Raw genomic sequence first — 16,026 nt, forward strand, 5'->3', positions numbered from 1 at the left:
GGCCAGCCCGTATGCTGATTGAGGAAGGCCTGCGCCGATCGGGGGCTCTGTTCGAAGCCCTGTCCATCCATAAGGACGGACCGCCCCGACCGTTGGGCTCTGGTTGCCCACGCGCAATTCGTCGTGATCAGGAAAAAAACGATCCTCGAACCGGGGATCGTGGCCTTTCGCCGAACGATCCGTCGTCTGAGGAAAGCACCACATCGAACGTGTGGTGCGGCCAAGAGGACTCGAACCTCCACCCCTCGCGGGACTAGCACCTCAAGCTAGCGCGTCTACCAATTCCGCCATGGCCGCATCGGACGCAAAGATCCGCCCGTTTGCCCGAACGCTGCGGCCTCCGGGAAATCCCTCGGGTCGCCGTCATGTCGGGCGGCGCAGCGGATAACAGATCGATCCGCCGCCGACAAGCGCTTCGCTCAACTGGACGCGTAGCTATCGTCCAGGAACGGCGTCGCGCTGTCGCCGATGGTGGTGCCGGGCTCGACGATTGCCGCCGCCTTGCGGATCAGCTCCGTCACCTCGACCGAGATGCGGTCGCCGGTCACCACGATCTGGCCGCGGGCGATCGGGTGGTCGTTGGCCAGGATCTCGACCATGTCGCTGTCGCTGGCTTCGAGCTCGATCACCGCGCCGCGGCCCATGCGCAGCAGCATGTGCAGCGGCATCCGTGCGCGCCCGAGCACCACCGTCAGATCGACCTTCAGGGTCTCGAAGACCGCCACCGCCTGCCCATCCCGTCTCGCAGCCGACCGAGCATCAAAACCTTGCAACCTCCGGCCGCGGATGTTGAAGGCTTCGACCATCGACGCAGGATGGTGAACCCTTGGTAAACGCGCCCCGCCTCACGGTCTCGCCGCATGCCTTTCCGAAGCGGCCCGGCTCGGATCCGGCCGCCGGTCCGGTGACTTGGCGGGTGAGCGATGCGCCCGTGGACTACGTGGAGGCGATCGCCTGGATGGAAGCGCAGGTGGAGCGGATCGCACGCGGCGCGGCGCCCGAATGCGTCTGGCTGCTCGAACACCCGCCGCTCTACACCGCCGGCACCTCGGCGCGGTCCGAGGATCTCGTGGCGCCCGATCGATTCCCGGTCCACGCCACGGGGCGGGGCGGGCAGTACACCTATCACGGCCCGGGCCAGCGGGTCGCCTACGTGATGCTCGACCTTGACCGGCGCAGCCGGGATCTGCGCGCCTACGTGGCGAGTCTAGAGGGCTGGCTGATCGAGACGCTGGCGGCGTTCAACGTCCGGGCCGAGCGCCGGGAGGACCGGGTCGGTGTCTGGGTGCGCCGCCCGGAGAAGGGGTCGGGGGTGGAGGACAAGATCGCGGCCATCGGCATCCGGGTGCGCCGCTGGGTCAGCTTCCACGGGATCAGCCTGAACGTCGAGCCGGACCTGTCGCATTTTGCCGGAATCGTACCCTGCGGCGTGCGTGAGCACGGGGTGACGAGCCTGGTCGATCTCGGCCTGCCGGTGAGCCTGGCGGAGGTCGACATGCAGCTGCGCGCGGCATTCGAGACGATCTTCGGGGCGACGGTGATCGAGGCGGCGGAGTAGCCGCCCGCGATCAGAAATCCGCGTGCAGCCGTGACGCGAAGAAGTGGGCCGGTCCGCGATCACGGTTGTAGCCGGGGTTGTCGACGAACTGATAATCGAAGGTGAGGGTCACGAACTTCGTGAGGTTCAGGGCGTAGTAGGTCTCGACCGCCCGCTCGCTGCCGTAGTTGAGCCGCCCGTCACCGATCAGCAGGCCGAAATACCCGGCCGCGAAGGCGGCGCGGTGCGAGGGCGAGAGCCGGTTCATCGCCGTGCCGATGCCGATCGTGTCGTCCGGTCGGTCCCAGGCCTTGCCCTTCAGCGACAGGCCCCCGGAGAAGCTCTGGTCGATATCGGTGAACGAGATGTTCTCCGTGCGCCCGTCGTTCAGGCTGGCCCGGGCGAACAGCCCGAGCTCGGGGGTCAGGGCTTGTTCCAGGTTGATGTAGCCGCCGGTCTTGCGGCGGGGACGCCGTGTCGCCGCGACGGCGTCGTTGATGTCGTCGAACTGGCCGAGCTGCGTGAGAGTGACGACCTCTCGATTGTTGGCCGAGACCCCGACATTCGAGAACAGGCCGATGCGGATCTTGCCGGGCTGCTCCAGCCACGGGAGCACGTGGCGCTCCTCGAACTCGGCGTTCAGGCCGGCGCGCCGGAACACCCGCGGGTCGAGCACGTCGCTCGACGGTTCCTTGGGCACCTGCGTGTAGGCGGCACGGATCGCGAAGTCGGGTCGGTTGTATTCCGCGTAGACGCCCTGGGTGAACCCCGGGAGGTTGGCCGGGAAGTCCCAGGCCGAGGCGCCCCAGAGCGACCAGTTGAAGAAATCGACCCGCGGGTCGTGCGCGTAGACGTTGCCGTCGAAGAAGTCGCCCAGCGCGAACTTGCCGGCGATCAGGGTGATCCGCTCCGCATCGTACCGGGTCGCAACCTGATTCGGCCCGTCCGGTACCTCCACGGTCTCGCCACCGAGCCCGATCGTCTGCTTCACGTAGTAGCGGTTCGAGCGCAGTTTCGGGAACGGGGCACCGGCCTTCTGCGCCTCGCCGTTGACGAAGCCCGCAACGCCCAGCGTCCGCGACAGGCCGAAGCCCTGGCTGAACTCGGGGTTGTAGTACAATTCGGTGCTGTCGGTGAGCTTGAGGCCGAGGAAGATCGTCGCCGTGGTGGTCTGGCGGGCCTGGTGCGGGATCAGGCTCTGCGCCCCTTCGTACGGTGAGCGGAAGCCCGGCACACCCTGGGCGATCAGCGTCGTCTGGCCGTGCAGCGAGAAGCGCCCGGTATCGCCGTTGTCGGGATCGTGCGGGGCGGTCTCGTCCGGATCGGCCGGCACCTTCAGGCCGTCGGGGAACCACATCAGCCGCGCGAACAGCTGATTCGAGGTGAACCGGGCCCGGGACGTGACCGGGCCGCCATCGTCGCCCGGCACGCTGCCCAGGGAGAACCGCCGGCTGCCGCCCAGATCGATGTAACGGTAGTCGATCCCGAGCGCGAGCGAATCGCTGATCGCGTATTGGATGCCCGCGCCCAAGGTGAACCCGAGATAGCCGAGCTCGCGCCGCGCCGTGTTCTGGCCGCCTGCGTCGAGATCCGGATAATTGGCCAGGAATCGGGCGTTGGCGCCCGCGAGCCCGAAGCTCCCGTAGACCAGGTAGCGGTCGAAGCTGTAGCCGATCCGGGCCCGGAGAGTGCCGTACACGTCGGTCTTGGCACGCACGATGTTGAAGGTCGGATCGGCATCCTCGTAGCCGAAGCCCGTGATGGTCGAGGGCACCGGCCGCTTCAGGTTCGCCACGTCGAGGCTGCCCTCGACGCCGTAGACCCAGGGGCCGGTCTGCCAGTTCCAGCCGCCGAACACGCCCCCGACCGCCGTGGTGGCGTTGCGGCCCTGGTCGCTGCGGCCCGTGGAATCGCCGCTCTTGAACGCCGGAACCGCCCGGCCGCCGATCGTCGTCGGTCCGAAATTATAGGCCCCGTAGGATCCGCCCGCGCTGCCCTGGAGGCCGACATAGCCGCCCGACCAATCCGTGTAGACGGGGAGGTCTGCCAGGGGACGCGGCGTGGCCGGGTCGGCCGCAGCCGCCGGAGAGGATGCGATGAGGGGCGCTGCCAGTACGAGGGCAGCTGCACGGAGGAGAAGCATAGGATGGAACGGCATCACACGCACGGGAGGGATATAGCAATTGCTATAATGTGGATTGCGGGCGCGCAAGCCGTCTTGGATCGTCTCGAACACAGGCCGCACCGTTTTCTCGTCCCGCGCCGCATTGTCGAGGCCGCGCATGGCAACGGCATGACGATCCCCACATCGCTCCGCCGGTCAAGATACGCGCGGCCACAGCGGGCCGAATAACTTTAACGCTCGGACCAAATCTCAACAGATCCGCAGGTAAAGCCCAAGAACTACCATACGCAAACGTTGTAATGGTATCAGATTAGAATTATTATGATTTGATTTGCGTCGGTTTGCCTCTTTGAAACTTTTGCCGAGAGCGTTATGTGCGACGCCATGCGCGTCTCGACTCTTCTCCCGATTCTCCGCGGCCTCGCTGCGGGTGCCCTCCTTGCGACTGCCGGGGCCGTTTCGGCCAAGGAGGTGCCGATTGGTCCGCACGTGACCAAGAACGGCCTCGAGGTCGCTGCTGTCTACCTCCAGCCGATCGAGATGGACCCGCCCGGCATGATGCGCGCCGCCGCCCAGTCGGACCTGCATCTCGAAACCGATATCCGCGCCGCCAAGGATAACCGGAACGGCTTCGCCGAGGGGGATTGGGTGCCGGCCCTCGATGTCCGGTTCGAGGCGGTGAAGCTCGACGGCGACAAGCCGACGGACCAGAAGGTGTCGGGCATGCTGATGCCGATGGTCGCCAATGACGGCCCGCATTACGGCGACAACGTCAAGCTGTTCGGCCCCGGCCGCTACCGCCTGAAGGTCACGGTCGCCCCGCCCGGCAAGGACAGCCATTTCGGCCGCCATGTCGACAAGGAGACGGGGGTGGGCCCGTGGTTCGAGCCCTTCGACGTGACCCAGGACTTCACCTTTGCCGGCGTCGGCAAGAAGGGTGCCTACTGAACCGGAGGGATAGCCGTGTCACGCTCGTTGCACCCCCTTCGGCTGGGCATCGCCGCGTTCCTCGCCGTCACTGGCGCGGCGGTCTCCGCGCGCGCGGACGACATGCCGGTCATCAAGGTCGAGATGCGCGACGGCGTGATCCTGCCGGCGGTCATCGAAGTGCCTGCCAACATGCGATTCAAGCTGGAGATCTCGAATACCGGCCAGTCGCCGGTGGAGTTCGAGAGCACGGAACTCAAGCGCGAGAAGGCGCTGGCGGCGGGGTCGACCTCGGCGATCGTGTTCCGAACTCTCGATCCCGGCACCTACCAGGTGTTTGACGACTTCCATCCCGAGGCGAAGGCCACCCTGGTGGCCAAATGAGCGCGTCTTGACGGTGACCGCCCCGACCCTCCTCGCCGACGCACCCGCACGCCGGGACCTGATCGACGCGCGGCTCGCCCGCTTCGGCGACTGGCTGCGGCGGCACGGCTGGATGATCCGCGCCGTGCAATGGGTGATCGTCGGGGTCTACGGCGTACTGGTGATCGTGCCGGCTCTGCTCCCGCTGCCTGACAACACCGCGCATATCTGGACCAACCTGACACTCGCCGCGCAGTTCGCGTTCTGGGGCATCTGGTGGCCGTTCGTGCTCCTGAGCATGGTTCTGGTCGGCCGGGCCTGGTGCGGCGTGCTCTGCCCGGAGGGGGCGCTGAGCGAGTTCGCCAGCCGGTGGAGCCGTGGCTATGCCGTGCCGCGCTGGATCACCTGGCAGGGTTGGCCGTTCCTGGCGTTTGCCGGCACCACCGTCTACGGGCAGATGACCAGCGTCTACGGCTATCCGAAGCCGGTGCTCGCGGTGCTCGGCGGCTCGACGGTCGCGGCGATCATCGTCGGTCTGCTCTACGGCCGCAACAAGCGGGTCTGGTGCCGCTATCTCTGCCCGGTCAACGGCGTCTTCGCGGTGCTGTCCAAGCTCGCGCCGATCAGCTTCCAGGTCGACCGCGCCGCCTGGGCGGCCTCGCCCAAACCCGTGCAGGGCACTGGGGCTTTCAACTGCGCGCCCCTGGTCCCGGTCAAGGCGATGCGCGGCTCCGGTTCCTGCCATATGTGCGGGCGCTGCAGCGGCCATCGCGGCGCGGTGCGCCTCGCCCTGCGTTCGCCCAACCACGAGATCGTCCACGTCGCCGGCCAGGAGCCGAGCCTGGAACAGACAGTGCTGATCCTGTTCGGCATGATGGCCCTGGCGGTGGGCGCGTTCCAGTGGTCGTCGAGCCCCTGGTTCGTCGAGGCCAAGCAAGGCGCCGCCACCTGGCTGATCGAGCACGGAATCACCTGGCCGCTGGAGATGTCCGCGCCCTGGTTCATCCTGACGAACTACCCCGACCACAGCGACGTGATGACCCTGCTCGACGGCGGGCTGCTGCTGGCCTACATCGGCGCCGCGACTGTGATCCTCGGGCTGGCCCTGTCGGGGATCGTTGCGCTCGCGACCGTCGCGCTCGGCGGCTGGTCGCTCCGGCGCTTCCACCACCTGACGCAGACGCTGATCCCGGTGGCGGGCTGCGGCGTCTTCCTGGGCCTCTCGGCGCTGACCGTCACGTTCCTGCGGGGCGACGGTATCGTTATCCCATACGTGTCGGAGATCCGCGCGGCCATGCTGATCGGCTCCGGCCTGTGGAGCGTGTGGCTCGTCTGGCGGGTCGCCGGCCTCGGGGCGGGCGGTCTCCGGCGGGCTGCGGCCACAGCCTCCATTGCCTCAGCGGTGACCCTCTCGGTCGCCAACTGGGTGCTCCTGTTCTGGGTCTGGTAGCGCGGTCCGCGTTCAACTGAGGAGAACGCCATGATCGGCGCGTTCATCATCGCCTTCCGCGAAGTCATCGAGGCGGGCCTGATCATCTCCATCGTGCTCGCGGCGACACGGGGCATCCCGGGCCGGATGCGCTGGGTGCTGCTCGGCGTCGTCGGCGGTCTCGCCGGGGCCGGCCTCGTCGCCCTGTTCGCCGAATCGATCTCCGATGCCTTCGAGGGCAGCGGCCAGGACATCCTGAACGCTGCCGTGCTGATCGTCGCGGTGCTGCTGCTGATCTGGCACAACACCTGGATGAGCAAGCACGGCAAGGAGCTCGCGGGCGAGTTGCGCGCGGCCGGCGAGGCGGTGCGCTCGGGCGAACGTGAGGCCGCCGCCCTCTCGATCGTCGTCGGCGCCGCGATCCTACGCGAGGGGGCCGAGCTGGTTCTGTTCCTCTACGGCCTTGTGGCCTCCGGCACCTCGGGCGCGGACATCCAGTTCGGCGCCTTCGCGGGCATCGGGGCAGGCATCTTCCTCTCCGCGGTGACCTATCTCGGTCTGGCCTCGATCCCGAGCCGCTACGTGTTCTCGATCACGAGCGCGCTGATCATCTTCCTTGCCGCGGGGCTCGCGTCGCAGGCCGCCCAGTTCCTGGCCAATGCCGGTGTCGTGGATATCCTCGGCCAGACCCTGTGGAACAGCTCGGGCGTGATCGCGGAAAATTCCTGGCCGGGCCGGGTGCTGCATGCCCTGGTCGGCTATACCGACCGGCCCACCGCCCTGCAGGGGCTGGTCTATGTCGGCACCATCGCCGTGATGATTGGGCTGATGCAGTGGAGTTCGGCCGACAAGCGCCCGACGGTGCGGACGGCTTGAGTCAGGGGTTTTCAAAGGGCCGGGCCCTTTGGCGGGGTATCGGGGCGGAGCCCTGATGAGCAGGGCGTTGCCCTGCACCCCCAAACGGTCGGCGACCTCTTAAAACCGGGACTTGGCCTTATGCGCCCGTCGCGACTGGCCGTGCCGTGTCGGCGCCCCATTCGGACCAGGACCCGTCGTAGAGGCCGCGAGCCGGCCGGCCCATGGTCTCCAGGGCCAGGGCGATGATCGCCGCGGTGACGCCGGAGCCGCAGGTGGTCACGACCGGCCGGTCGGGATCGATGCCACTCTCCGCGAACAGCGTTTCCAGCTTCTCCGGGCTCTTCAGGCGGCCGTCGCTCTGAAGGGACGCGTAGTGCAGGTTATGCGCCCCCGGCATGTGGCCCGGGCGGACGCCCGGCCGCGGCTCCGGCTCCTCGCCGCGGAAGCGGGTGGCTGAGCGGGCATCGACCACCTGAGCCGAGCCGGTCTCCAGGGCCCCGGCGACATCGTTGGCGTCCGCTACGGCGCCGTGGTCGAGCCGGGCGGTGAAGTGGCGCCGTTCGCGGGGGGCGGGGTCGCCGTCCTCGGTGGGGTAGCCCGCGGCGATCCAGGCGGGCAGGCCGCCATCCAGCACCAGCGCGTCCCGCACCCCGAAGGTCTTGAGCATCCACCAGACTCGGGGGGCTGAGAACAGGCCCTGGCCGTCATAGACGACGATCTGCATGCCGTCGCCGATGCCCAGCGCGCGCATCCGCGAGGCGAACACGTCGGAGCGGGGCAGCATGTGCGGCAGGCTCGACTCGGTATCGCTCATGGCGTCGAGGTCGAAGCGCAGGGCCCCAGGAATATGCGCGGCCTGGTACTCGGCGGCGGCATCGCGGCCGGCGGCCGGCAGGTACCACGAGGCGTCGAGCACCACGATGTCGGGGGCATCGCGGCGGTCGTGCAACCATTCGGGGGTCACGAGGGGCGGGTGGGCCATGATCCGCAATCCGGCTCTGTTCGCGAGAGCACCCACCAAACCACAGGCCGGGGCGGGTTGCACGCCCGGTCGCGGCCCTGCGGCTTCGCGGTCGGGCGGTTTCGTCAGGGGCGACGCCGGTCGTGGCGCGCCCGCAATCCGACAGCCAGCTACGCACCGCGCACCGTGGTCCGATGCAGCGAATGCACGCTGGTCTTGTTTTCAATCGTTGTAACCCCAGTTACGACAGCACGATGACGCTCACCGCGCCAGCCGTAGAGGCCGGTTCGGGCGGGTCGCCCCCGATGCCGTTCCGAGCGACGCAAGCTCCGGACATGCGAGACGGGGCCGCCGCCTGAAGGAGGAGCGTCCGATCCTCCCTCTCTGCCGAGGCGCCTGCGCCGACCGTGCAGCCTGCTTATTGAGCCGATCACCGCCATGAATCAACTCGTCCGTATGTCTCAGATCGGCGATGCCGAGGGCGTCCAGGAGCCGTCGGCTGATCTGCGTGTGCCCTTCGCGCAGTCCGGGGCCTTCGTATGCAAGTACATCATCGGCGAGCCGAACGACCGCGCGATCTGCTGCGGTGCGCCGGTCTCCGACGGTAAGAGCTGGTGCGCGTTCCACCGCCGCATCGTCTTCGAGCCGACCCGCCCCGGTCGTATCCGCTGAGCGCCTGACGGGTCGAGCATCGCGCCGTCACTGCATCTGCATGACCTGGATGACGGCCGGCGTGATGATCACGACGAACAGCACGGGCAGGAAGAACAGAATCATCGGCACGGTCAGCTTGGGCGGCAGGCTGGCCGCTTTCTTCTCGGCCTCGTTCATGCGCTGGTCGCGGCTCTCCTGGCTCAAGACCCGCAGGGCCTGACCCACCGGCGTGCCGTAGCGCTCGCCTTGGATCAGCGCGGTCGCCACCGACTTCACGGGCTCGAGCCCGGTCCGCAGCGCCAGGTTCTCGTAGGCCTGCCGCCGATCGGGCAGGAACGACATCTCGGCCGTCATAAGGGCGAGTTCCTCGGCCAGCACCACCGAGGACGTGGCGATCTCGGTGCTCACCTTCCGGAATGCGTTCTCGATCGCCATACCGGATTCGACGCAGATCAGCGTCAGGTCGAGGGCGTCCGGCCACGCCCGCCTGATCTCGGCCTGCCGCTTCTTGGCGGTGTTGAGCAGGAACAGCTCCGGCGCCTTGATGCCGGCATAGGCTGTGCCGATCACCATCCCGATCCGCATCAGGTATGTGGCGTCGATCGCCTCGAGCACGAACAGGTAGAAGAACGCCGTGATCACGGCGGCCAGCGGGACGATCAGGCGGAAGAACAGGAACGTGGTTTCCGCGCCTTGGCCGCGATAGCCCGCCATCATCAGCTTGCGCTTGGCGGTGTCGGTCCCGAGCCAGCGGTTCAGCTGGTAGCGGTCGACGATGGATTTCATGTAAGCCTTGGGCGCGACGCGCAGCGTCGCCCGATCGTTCGGCCGCACCCGGTCCACCTGGCGCTCTCGCCGCCGGATAAGCTCGCGTTCGTCGCTGACGAGCTTCATCCGCTTGGCAAGCTTGTCCGTTTCGAAGAAGGGCTGCGCCACCGCAAAGGCGGTTGCGGCTGCCGCGATGGCGGTCAGCAGTGCCCCCATGAAACGGGGATCGAACAGCTTCTCCGCGATGGCGTCGATCATGGAACGGGATCCCGATCAGCTACGGCTCAGAAATCGAAGGCGATCATCTTCTTGATCGTGAAGACGCCGATCGACATCCAGATCGCCGCGCCCACCAGCGCGATCTTGCCGATATCCGTCGTCCAGAGCAGCGAGATGTAGTCCGGGCTGGTCAGCGTGGTGATGCCCGCCACGCCGAAGGGCAGGCACGCGATGATCGAGGCCGAGGCCTTGGCCTCCATGCTCATCGCCTGGACCTTGCCGCGCATCTTGGCCCGGTCGCGCAGGACCACCGAGAGATTGTTCAGCGCCTCCGACAGGTTGCCGCCCGATTGCTGCTGGATGTTGATCACGATCGCGAAGAAGTTCACCTCGGCGGTCGGCACCCGCTCGAACAGGCGCGAGACGGCCTCGCCCAGCGAGAGGCCCATCGCCTGGGTCTCGATCACCGTCCTGAACTCGCTGCGCACCGGCTCCTCGGCCTCGCGCGAGACCATGCGGAAGCAGTCGCCGACCGGGATGCCGGTGCGGATGCCGCGCACCACCACGTCGACGGCGTTGGGCAGCTCCTTGTTGAACTTCGCGATGCGCCGGAGCCGCAGGTGGCGCAGCAGCCAGGCGGGCAGGCCGAAGCCCCCCGCGAAGGCGGCGCCGGCTGCGGCCACCGGGCTGTCGGTGATGAGGAACAGAAGCAGGCCGAGGATTGCGGCGCAGCCCCCCGAGACGGTGTAGAAGGTCCGCTTCGTCCAGCTTAGGCCGGCGCGGGCGAGCTTCAGCTCCAGCGTGGCCTTGTTGGCGTTCTTGGCCTTCGCCTCGATCTCGCTCAGCGTCTTGGCAACCTGCTCGCGGCGGTTGACCGCGACGCCGCGCACCGCCGCCCCGGAGGCCGAGACGCCGATCGATTTCAAGCGCTTGCTCGCCCGGCGCTGGCCGCCGAGCAGCGGTAGCACGGCCACGTAGGCGACGGCCGCCACGGCGATGCCGATCAATCCGGCCGCGATCGGCATCTGGGACGAATCGGGCATGCTAGGCCCCGTTGACGACTTCGGCGGCGTCGAGCGCCTCGCCAAGCCGGCGATCCAGGCCGTAATAGCGGGCCCGCTCCCAGAATTTCGGCCGGCCGACGCCTGTCGAGCGATGGCGCCCGATCAGCTTCCCGTTCGGATCCTCGCCGACGATATCGTAGAGGAAGACGTCCTGGGTGGTGATCACGTCGCCCTCCATGCCCAGCACCTCGGTGATGTGGGTGATGCGCCGGGAGCCGTCGCGCAGGCGCATGGCCTGGATCACCACGTCGATCGAGCCGCAGATCATCTCGCGCAGGGTCTTCGACGGCAGCGTGAAGCCGCCCATCGAAATCATCGACTCGATCCGCGACAGGCATTCGCGCGGGCTGTTGGCGTGCAGCGTGCCCATCGAGCCATCGTGGCCGGTGTTCATGGCCTGGAGCAGGTCGAAGGCCTCGGGTCCGCGGACCTCGCCGACGATGATCCGCTCCGGCCGCATGCGCAGGCAGTTCTTGACGAGGTCGCGCATGGTGACCTGTCCCTGACCCTCCATGTTCGGGGGGCGCGTCTCCAGGCGCACGACATGAGGCTGCTGGAGCTGCAGCTCGGCCGCGTCCTCGCAGGTGATGACCCGTTCGTCGTGCTCGATGAAGGCGGTGAGGCAGTTCAGCAGCGTGGTCTTGCCGGAGCCCGTACCGCCCGAGATGACGACGTTGCAGCGCGACTGGCCGATGATCTTCAGGACCTCGGCGCCCTCCGGGGAGATCGCCCCGAAGCGCACGAGCTGCTCCAGGGTGAGCTTGTCCTTCTTGAATTTGCGGATCGTGAGCGCCGGCCCGTCGATGGCCAGCGGTGGCGCGATCACGTTGACGCGCGAGCCGTCCGGCAGGCGCGCGTCGCAGATCGGCGAGGCGTCGTCCACGCGCCGCCCGACCTGGCTGACGATGCGCTGGCAGATGTTCATCAATTGCTGGTTGTCGCGGAACCGCACATTGGTCAGCTGAATCTTGCCGTTGACCTCGATGAAGGTCCGGTTGGCGCCGTTGACCATGATGTCGGCGATGTCGTCGCGAGCGAGCAGCGGCTCCAGCGGGCCGTAGCCCAGCACGTCGTTGCAGATGTCGTCGAGCAGCTCCTCCTGCTCGGCGATCGACAGGACGATGTTCTTGAGCCCGATGATCTCCGTGACGATGTCGCGGATCTCCTCCCGGGCGGTCTCGGCGTCGAGGCGCGAGAGCTGCGTGAGGTCGATCGCCTCGATCAAGGCGCCGAAGATCAGGCTCTTGGTCCGGTAGTAATCCTCGGAGCGCAGGTTCTCGACCACCGCCGGGGCGGCGGGCTTGGGCGTCAGCTTTGGCGCCGGGGTGGAATCGCGCAGCACCGGCGCTGTCGGCAAAGCGGCCCGCACCGGCGGGGCCGGTGCGGGTGTCGTCGGAGCGGTTCCGGATTGTCGCCTACCGAACATTGGTCAGGTCCAAGGCGCCCGCGTGAGGCTTCATCCCGGTAAAGATCTCGCGCATCACGAGGCCTTGCGGCCGGCGAGCTTGGCCAGCAGCGGCTCCAGCAGGCTGGACTTGCTGCGCCGGGTCTCGGGGCGCCCAAGGGTGACCGCTGCCAGATCGTTGAACAGCTCGGCCACTTTCGAGCCGGCCTGGATCTCGGCGATCATCTGGCCATTGTTGGCGGCGGTGCCGAACAGGGTCGGCTCGAACGGGATCGTGGCGGCGATCGGCGCGTCCAGCGCCTTGGCGAACTCGGCGGCGCCGATCTCCGGCCGTTTGGCCATGCCGACGCCGTTGAGCAGGATCCGGGGCGGCTGGTCGTTCGGGCGGCCATGCTGGAGCGCCCCGAGCAGGTTCTTGGCGTTGCGCAGGCAGGCGAGGTCGGGGCCCGCGACGATCAGGATCTCGTCAGCCGCCGTCAGCACGCGCTTCGACCACGCGCTCCACTGATGCGGGATGTCGAGGACCACGCAGGGCACGCTGGCACGCAGGTACTCGATCAGGGAATCGAAGGCGGGCTCCGACAGGTCGATGGTTCGGTCGAGGCTCGCCGGGGCCGAGAGCAGGCTCAGATTGTCGCTGCATTTCGACAGCAGCCGTTCGACCAGGGCCGAATCCAGGCGCTCGGGGGCGAACACCGCCTCGGCGATGCCCTGGGGCGGGTCCTGATTGAAGTTGAGCGAGGCGGTGCCGAAGGCGATGTCGAGATCGGCGATCACCGTCTGGACGCCTTGGTTCCGGGCGATCGACCAGGCAAAGTTATGTGCCACCGTCGAGGCGCCGATGCCGCCCTTGACACCGTAGACCGCTATCGTGCGGCCCACCGGCTTGACGCCCGGCGCCGTGAACAGGTCGGAGATCGCCGCGATCAGGGTCAGCGGCTCGACCGGCGCCATCAGGTAGTCGGACACGCCGCGCTGGATCAGCTGGCGGTACAGGGTCACGTCGTTGACGTGGCCGATCACCAGGACGCGGGTGCCTTCATCGCAGACCTCGGCCAGGGCATCCAGGCACTCGACCGGCTTCGAGCGCACGCCCTGCATCTCGATGATGATGACATTGGGCGTCGGTGCGTGCCGGTAGGCCTCGATCGCCGCGGCCCCGCCGCCCATCCGGACCTTGATCTGCGCCTTCTGCATGCGCCGGTCGAGGGCTGCGCCCTCGAGCATCGCGGCGGTCTCGCCGGTTTCGCAGAAGGCCTGGATCGTGATCCGGGGCACCGGGGCGATCGTACGCTCGGATGTCTCGGACGGGTCCGCCATGACGGCACTTTCGGGTTCGTGGTCGCGTCGCGGCTTCGGTGACGGCGTGAGAGGTTGCACCGCCCGTCCTAGTTACTGACCTGAGACTTGACGGCGTTGGTCCCATCTTGCCGCCATGTGGTTGACGGATCCTTGCCGTCCCGCAACTGGCCGATGTCCCGGACGCGCTTGACCGTGTCGATCCGACCCTCCGGCCGGCCGCGCACCAGGTCGATCGGGTCGGCCACCTGGGCGGCCACGGTCGCCTGGGTGGCGCAGCCGAGGTTCCAGCTCGGCCGGTTGCTGTAATCGGACGCGAAGTTCGAGGTGCCGAGGTCCTGGGGCCACAGCCCGCACTGGTCGGCGACCTTGGCCTGCATGCGCTGGAAGCTCAGCCGGATCGGCGCGGCCAGACCCGGCGCCGCGACCGGATAGGGCGACTGGGCGATCTCGCGGGCGCCGACGCCGTCCTCGGTGCCGCGCCGGAGCAGGGATACCGCCGTGCGTGCGACGGCGTCGGCCTGGGCCGGCGGCAGGCCCTGGGGCACCTCCATCAGGATGCCGCCGCGGCCGTAGCGGCGGTATTCCAGCATGAAGGCGTCGATATCGCCGGCCTGGCGCGGATCGAGATGGCCCGGCCCGGTGGCGAAGACGTCGAGGCTGCGGGTTCCGTCGGCCAGCACGATCGGGTGCCGCGCGCGGTAATCCGACAGGTCGATCCCCCCGGTGGCGGCGGGCTCGCCCTTGCAGGCGGCGGCCAGCAGGCCGAGCGCGCAGGCGGCCAGCAGGCTGGCCGGGCGGCGTGCGACGTCAAAACGGGCCGGGGCGAGCGAGTGGCGTCGAGTCATGGGTCCGATCCTGGAAGCGGGGCGCTACTCGACGATGAAGCCGACACGGCCGCGATAGGTGCGCCCGAGCGGGGCGGCGCCGACCTTGCCGTAGATGCGGTTGACCTGACCGAGCAGCACGGCCTGCCCGTCGGTGGCGTCCACGAAATTGTCGTCGGGCCGGGCCACCTGCTTGGGCTCCATCACCCGGGCGATGTAGGGGGTGCACATGATCATCAACTCGGTCTCCATGCGCTGGTAGTCCCGGGACCGGAACAGCGCGCCGAGGATCGGCAGATTGATCAGCCCGGGCAGGCCTGAGATCGCCTGCTTGTTCACCTGCTGGATCAGGCCAGCGGTCATCATCACGCCGCCCGAGGGCAGCTCGACGGTGGTCTCGGAACGGCGCACGCGCGTCCCGGGCACGGCCACCGTGTTGTTGCCGACCGTGTAGTTGAAGCTCTGTTGCGGATCGATCTCGGTCACGTCCGTGGCCACGCGGATCGAGATCCGGTTGTCGGCCAGAACCACGGGCGTGAAGGAGAGCGAGACGCCGTAGGGCTTGAAGGTGATGCCGGGCGTGCAGATGCCGCCGACCACGCAGGACGCCGAGGACGGAACCGGGAATTCACCGCCGGCCAGAAACTTCGCGGCCTCCCCGGAGATCGCGGTCAGGGTCGGCTCGGCCAGGATGCGCGACACGCCAGCCTGTTCGAAGGCCTTCAGCGTCGCCTGCAGCGAGAATCCGGCTCCCTTGACGGAGGCCTGGAACTGGTTGCCCGAGGGCGTGCTGCCGCCGGTGATCGGGAAGGGCAGGGTGTTGTTGAGAGTTGGCGAGGTCACGAGTCCGGTCGCCGCGTCTGTAACCGTGCTGACCGGGTTCAGCGCCGACCAATTCCCCGTCATGTTGATCCCGAACTGCTTCAGGACGTTGCGGGACACCTCGACCACGGTGACGCGCAGCATCACCTGATCCTTGTTGCGGATCGTGAGGTTGTTGATCACCGCGCCCCGCGCGCCGGCCGAGACGCCGCCGCTCGGCGCACCCGTGGCGGCCGCGGCGCCGCCCAGGCCGACGAAGGCGTTGGCGATGTCGATCGCCTGCTGGGCGTCCGAGGAGGAATTGACCGAGCCCGACAGCAGCACCGAGGCGCCCGACGAGCGCACGTCGAAGCGGCCGCCCGGGATGCTCTGGCCGAGCAACTCGCGCAGCGTCCCGAGGTTGAGGTCCCGGGCCACGGTGACGTCGAGGGCGGCGATCTGGCGGCCCTCGGCGTCCATGATAAAGATCGAGGTGGCGCCATCGGCCATGCCGATCACGAACACCTTTCGGGTCGAGCGGACGACGGCGTTGGCCACCGCCGGATTGGCGACGAACACCTCCTTGGCGTCCCGCGGCAGGTCGACGATCACCGAGCGGCCTGCGGTCAGCTCGACCCGGCGGCTCGAGGCGGCCTCCGCGGAGCCCACCGTGAGCACCGGGGCAGGGCCGAGGGTCGGGCGCTCCTGCGCGCCGAGCGGCCCGGCATGCACCAGGGCCAGCAACGCGACGGCACGCGCCGAGCGGAGGAGGGTCGGCAGGGCAATCAT

Annotated in this window: 15 protein-coding genes and 1 tRNA gene; 6 read left to right on the forward strand and 10 right to left on the reverse strand. The window is 68.1% G+C overall.

The genetic code is table 11. The features are described from left to right. Window positions 1-212: 212 nt before the first annotated feature. Window positions 213-297: transfer RNA gene (locus tag MKK65_RS11490), tRNA-Leu, on the reverse strand. A gap of 122 nt (window positions 298-419) precedes the next feature. After that, window positions 420-725, reverse strand: a complete 306-nt coding sequence (locus MKK65_RS11495) for a FliM/FliN family flagellar motor switch protein (RefSeq protein WP_058193676.1) — start codon at window positions 723-725, stop codon at window positions 420-422. Between the two features lie 101 nt (window positions 726-826). Between MKK65_RS11495 and lipB the strand changes: the two genes are divergently transcribed. Next, window positions 827-1,558, forward strand: coding sequence for a lipoyl(octanoyl) transferase LipB (lipB, locus tag MKK65_RS11500; RefSeq protein ID WP_243957789.1), 732 nt, complete (start codon window positions 827-829; stop codon window positions 1,556-1,558). Window positions 1,559-1,568: 10 nt separating this feature from the next. On the opposite strand, the gene MKK65_RS11505 is transcribed toward lipB, so the two are convergent. Then, on the reverse strand, window positions 1,569-3,680 hold the full coding sequence (locus MKK65_RS11505; RefSeq protein ID WP_243957791.1) for a carbohydrate porin: 2,112 nt from the start codon (window positions 3,678-3,680) through the stop codon (window positions 1,569-1,571). Between the two features lie 366 nt (window positions 3,681-4,046). Here MKK65_RS11505 and MKK65_RS11510 point away from each other — a divergent pair, with 366 nt between their 5' ends. The 4 genes from MKK65_RS11510 (at window position 4,047) to MKK65_RS11525 (ending at window position 7,257) form a co-directional block, all read left to right on the forward strand. Then, the gene (locus tag MKK65_RS11510) at window positions 4,047-4,610 is read left to right on the forward strand and encodes an iron transporter (protein ID WP_058193692.1); all 564 of its coding nucleotides are present in this window, start codon (window positions 4,047-4,049) and stop codon (window positions 4,608-4,610) included. Window positions 4,611-4,625: 15 nt separating this feature from the next. Then, window positions 4,626-4,973, forward strand: coding sequence for a cupredoxin domain-containing protein (locus MKK65_RS11515; protein ID WP_058193674.1), 348 nt, complete (start codon window positions 4,626-4,628; stop codon window positions 4,971-4,973). 112 nt (window positions 4,974-5,085) lie between these two features. Continuing rightward, window positions 5,086-6,402 (forward strand): 4Fe-4S binding protein, encoded by a 1,317-nt coding sequence (locus tag MKK65_RS11520; protein WP_243957829.1) that lies wholly within the window; start codon window positions 5,086-5,088, stop codon window positions 6,400-6,402. Window positions 6,403-6,432: 30 nt separating this feature from the next. Further along, on the forward strand, window positions 6,433-7,257 hold the full coding sequence (locus tag MKK65_RS11525; RefSeq protein ID WP_243957792.1) for an FTR1 family protein: 825 nt from the start codon (window positions 6,433-6,435) through the stop codon (window positions 7,255-7,257). Window positions 7,258-7,375: 118 nt separating this feature from the next. Here the strand turns inward: MKK65_RS11525 and sseA are convergent, their stop codons facing one another. Then, window positions 7,376-8,221, reverse strand: coding sequence for a 3-mercaptopyruvate sulfurtransferase (sseA, locus tag MKK65_RS11530; protein ID WP_243957793.1), 846 nt, complete (start codon window positions 8,219-8,221; stop codon window positions 7,376-7,378). Window positions 8,222-8,638: 417 nt separating this feature from the next. Between sseA and MKK65_RS11535 the strand changes: the two genes are divergently transcribed. Further along, complete coding sequence (locus MKK65_RS11535; protein ID WP_039903524.1) at window positions 8,639-8,872, forward strand: GcrA family cell cycle regulator; 234 nt, start codon at window positions 8,639-8,641, stop codon at window positions 8,870-8,872. A 27-nt stretch (window positions 8,873-8,899) separates the two neighbouring features. Here MKK65_RS11535 and MKK65_RS11540 read toward each other — a convergent pair whose 3' ends face one another. The 6 genes from MKK65_RS11540 to MKK65_RS11565 all read right to left on the reverse strand — a co-directional run bounded on the left by MKK65_RS11540 (window position 8,900) and on the right by MKK65_RS11565 (window position 16,026). Next, complete coding sequence (locus tag MKK65_RS11540; protein ID WP_058193668.1) at window positions 8,900-9,880, reverse strand: type II secretion system F family protein; 981 nt, start codon at window positions 9,878-9,880, stop codon at window positions 8,900-8,902. Between the two features lie 26 nt (window positions 9,881-9,906). After that, a complete protein-coding gene (locus MKK65_RS11545; RefSeq protein ID WP_243957794.1) occupies window positions 9,907-10,884 on the reverse strand; it encodes a type II secretion system F family protein in 978 nt (325 codons plus the stop codon). A gap of 1 nt (window position 10,885) precedes the next feature. After that, the gene (locus tag MKK65_RS11550; protein WP_243957795.1) at window positions 10,886-12,331 is read right to left on the reverse strand and encodes a CpaF family protein; all 1,446 of its coding nucleotides are present in this window, start codon (window positions 12,329-12,331) and stop codon (window positions 10,886-10,888) included. Window positions 12,332-12,385: 54 nt separating this feature from the next. Next, the gene (locus MKK65_RS11555; RefSeq protein ID WP_243957796.1) at window positions 12,386-13,630 is read right to left on the reverse strand and encodes a CpaE family protein; all 1,245 of its coding nucleotides are present in this window, start codon (window positions 13,628-13,630) and stop codon (window positions 12,386-12,388) included. Window positions 13,631-13,698: 68 nt separating this feature from the next. Continuing rightward, window positions 13,699-14,457 (reverse strand): CpaD family pilus assembly protein, encoded by a 759-nt coding sequence (locus tag MKK65_RS11560; protein ID WP_243957797.1) that lies wholly within the window; start codon window positions 14,455-14,457, stop codon window positions 13,699-13,701. A 24-nt stretch (window positions 14,458-14,481) separates the two neighbouring features. Continuing rightward, window positions 14,482-16,026: a type II and III secretion system protein family protein gene (locus MKK65_RS11565; RefSeq protein ID WP_243957831.1), complete on the reverse strand. Its 1,545-nt coding sequence runs from the start codon at window positions 16,024-16,026 to the stop codon at window positions 14,482-14,484.

The organism is Methylobacterium sp. J-001 (assembly GCF_022829565.1).
Lineage (GTDB): Bacteria > Pseudomonadota > Alphaproteobacteria > Rhizobiales > Beijerinckiaceae > Methylobacterium.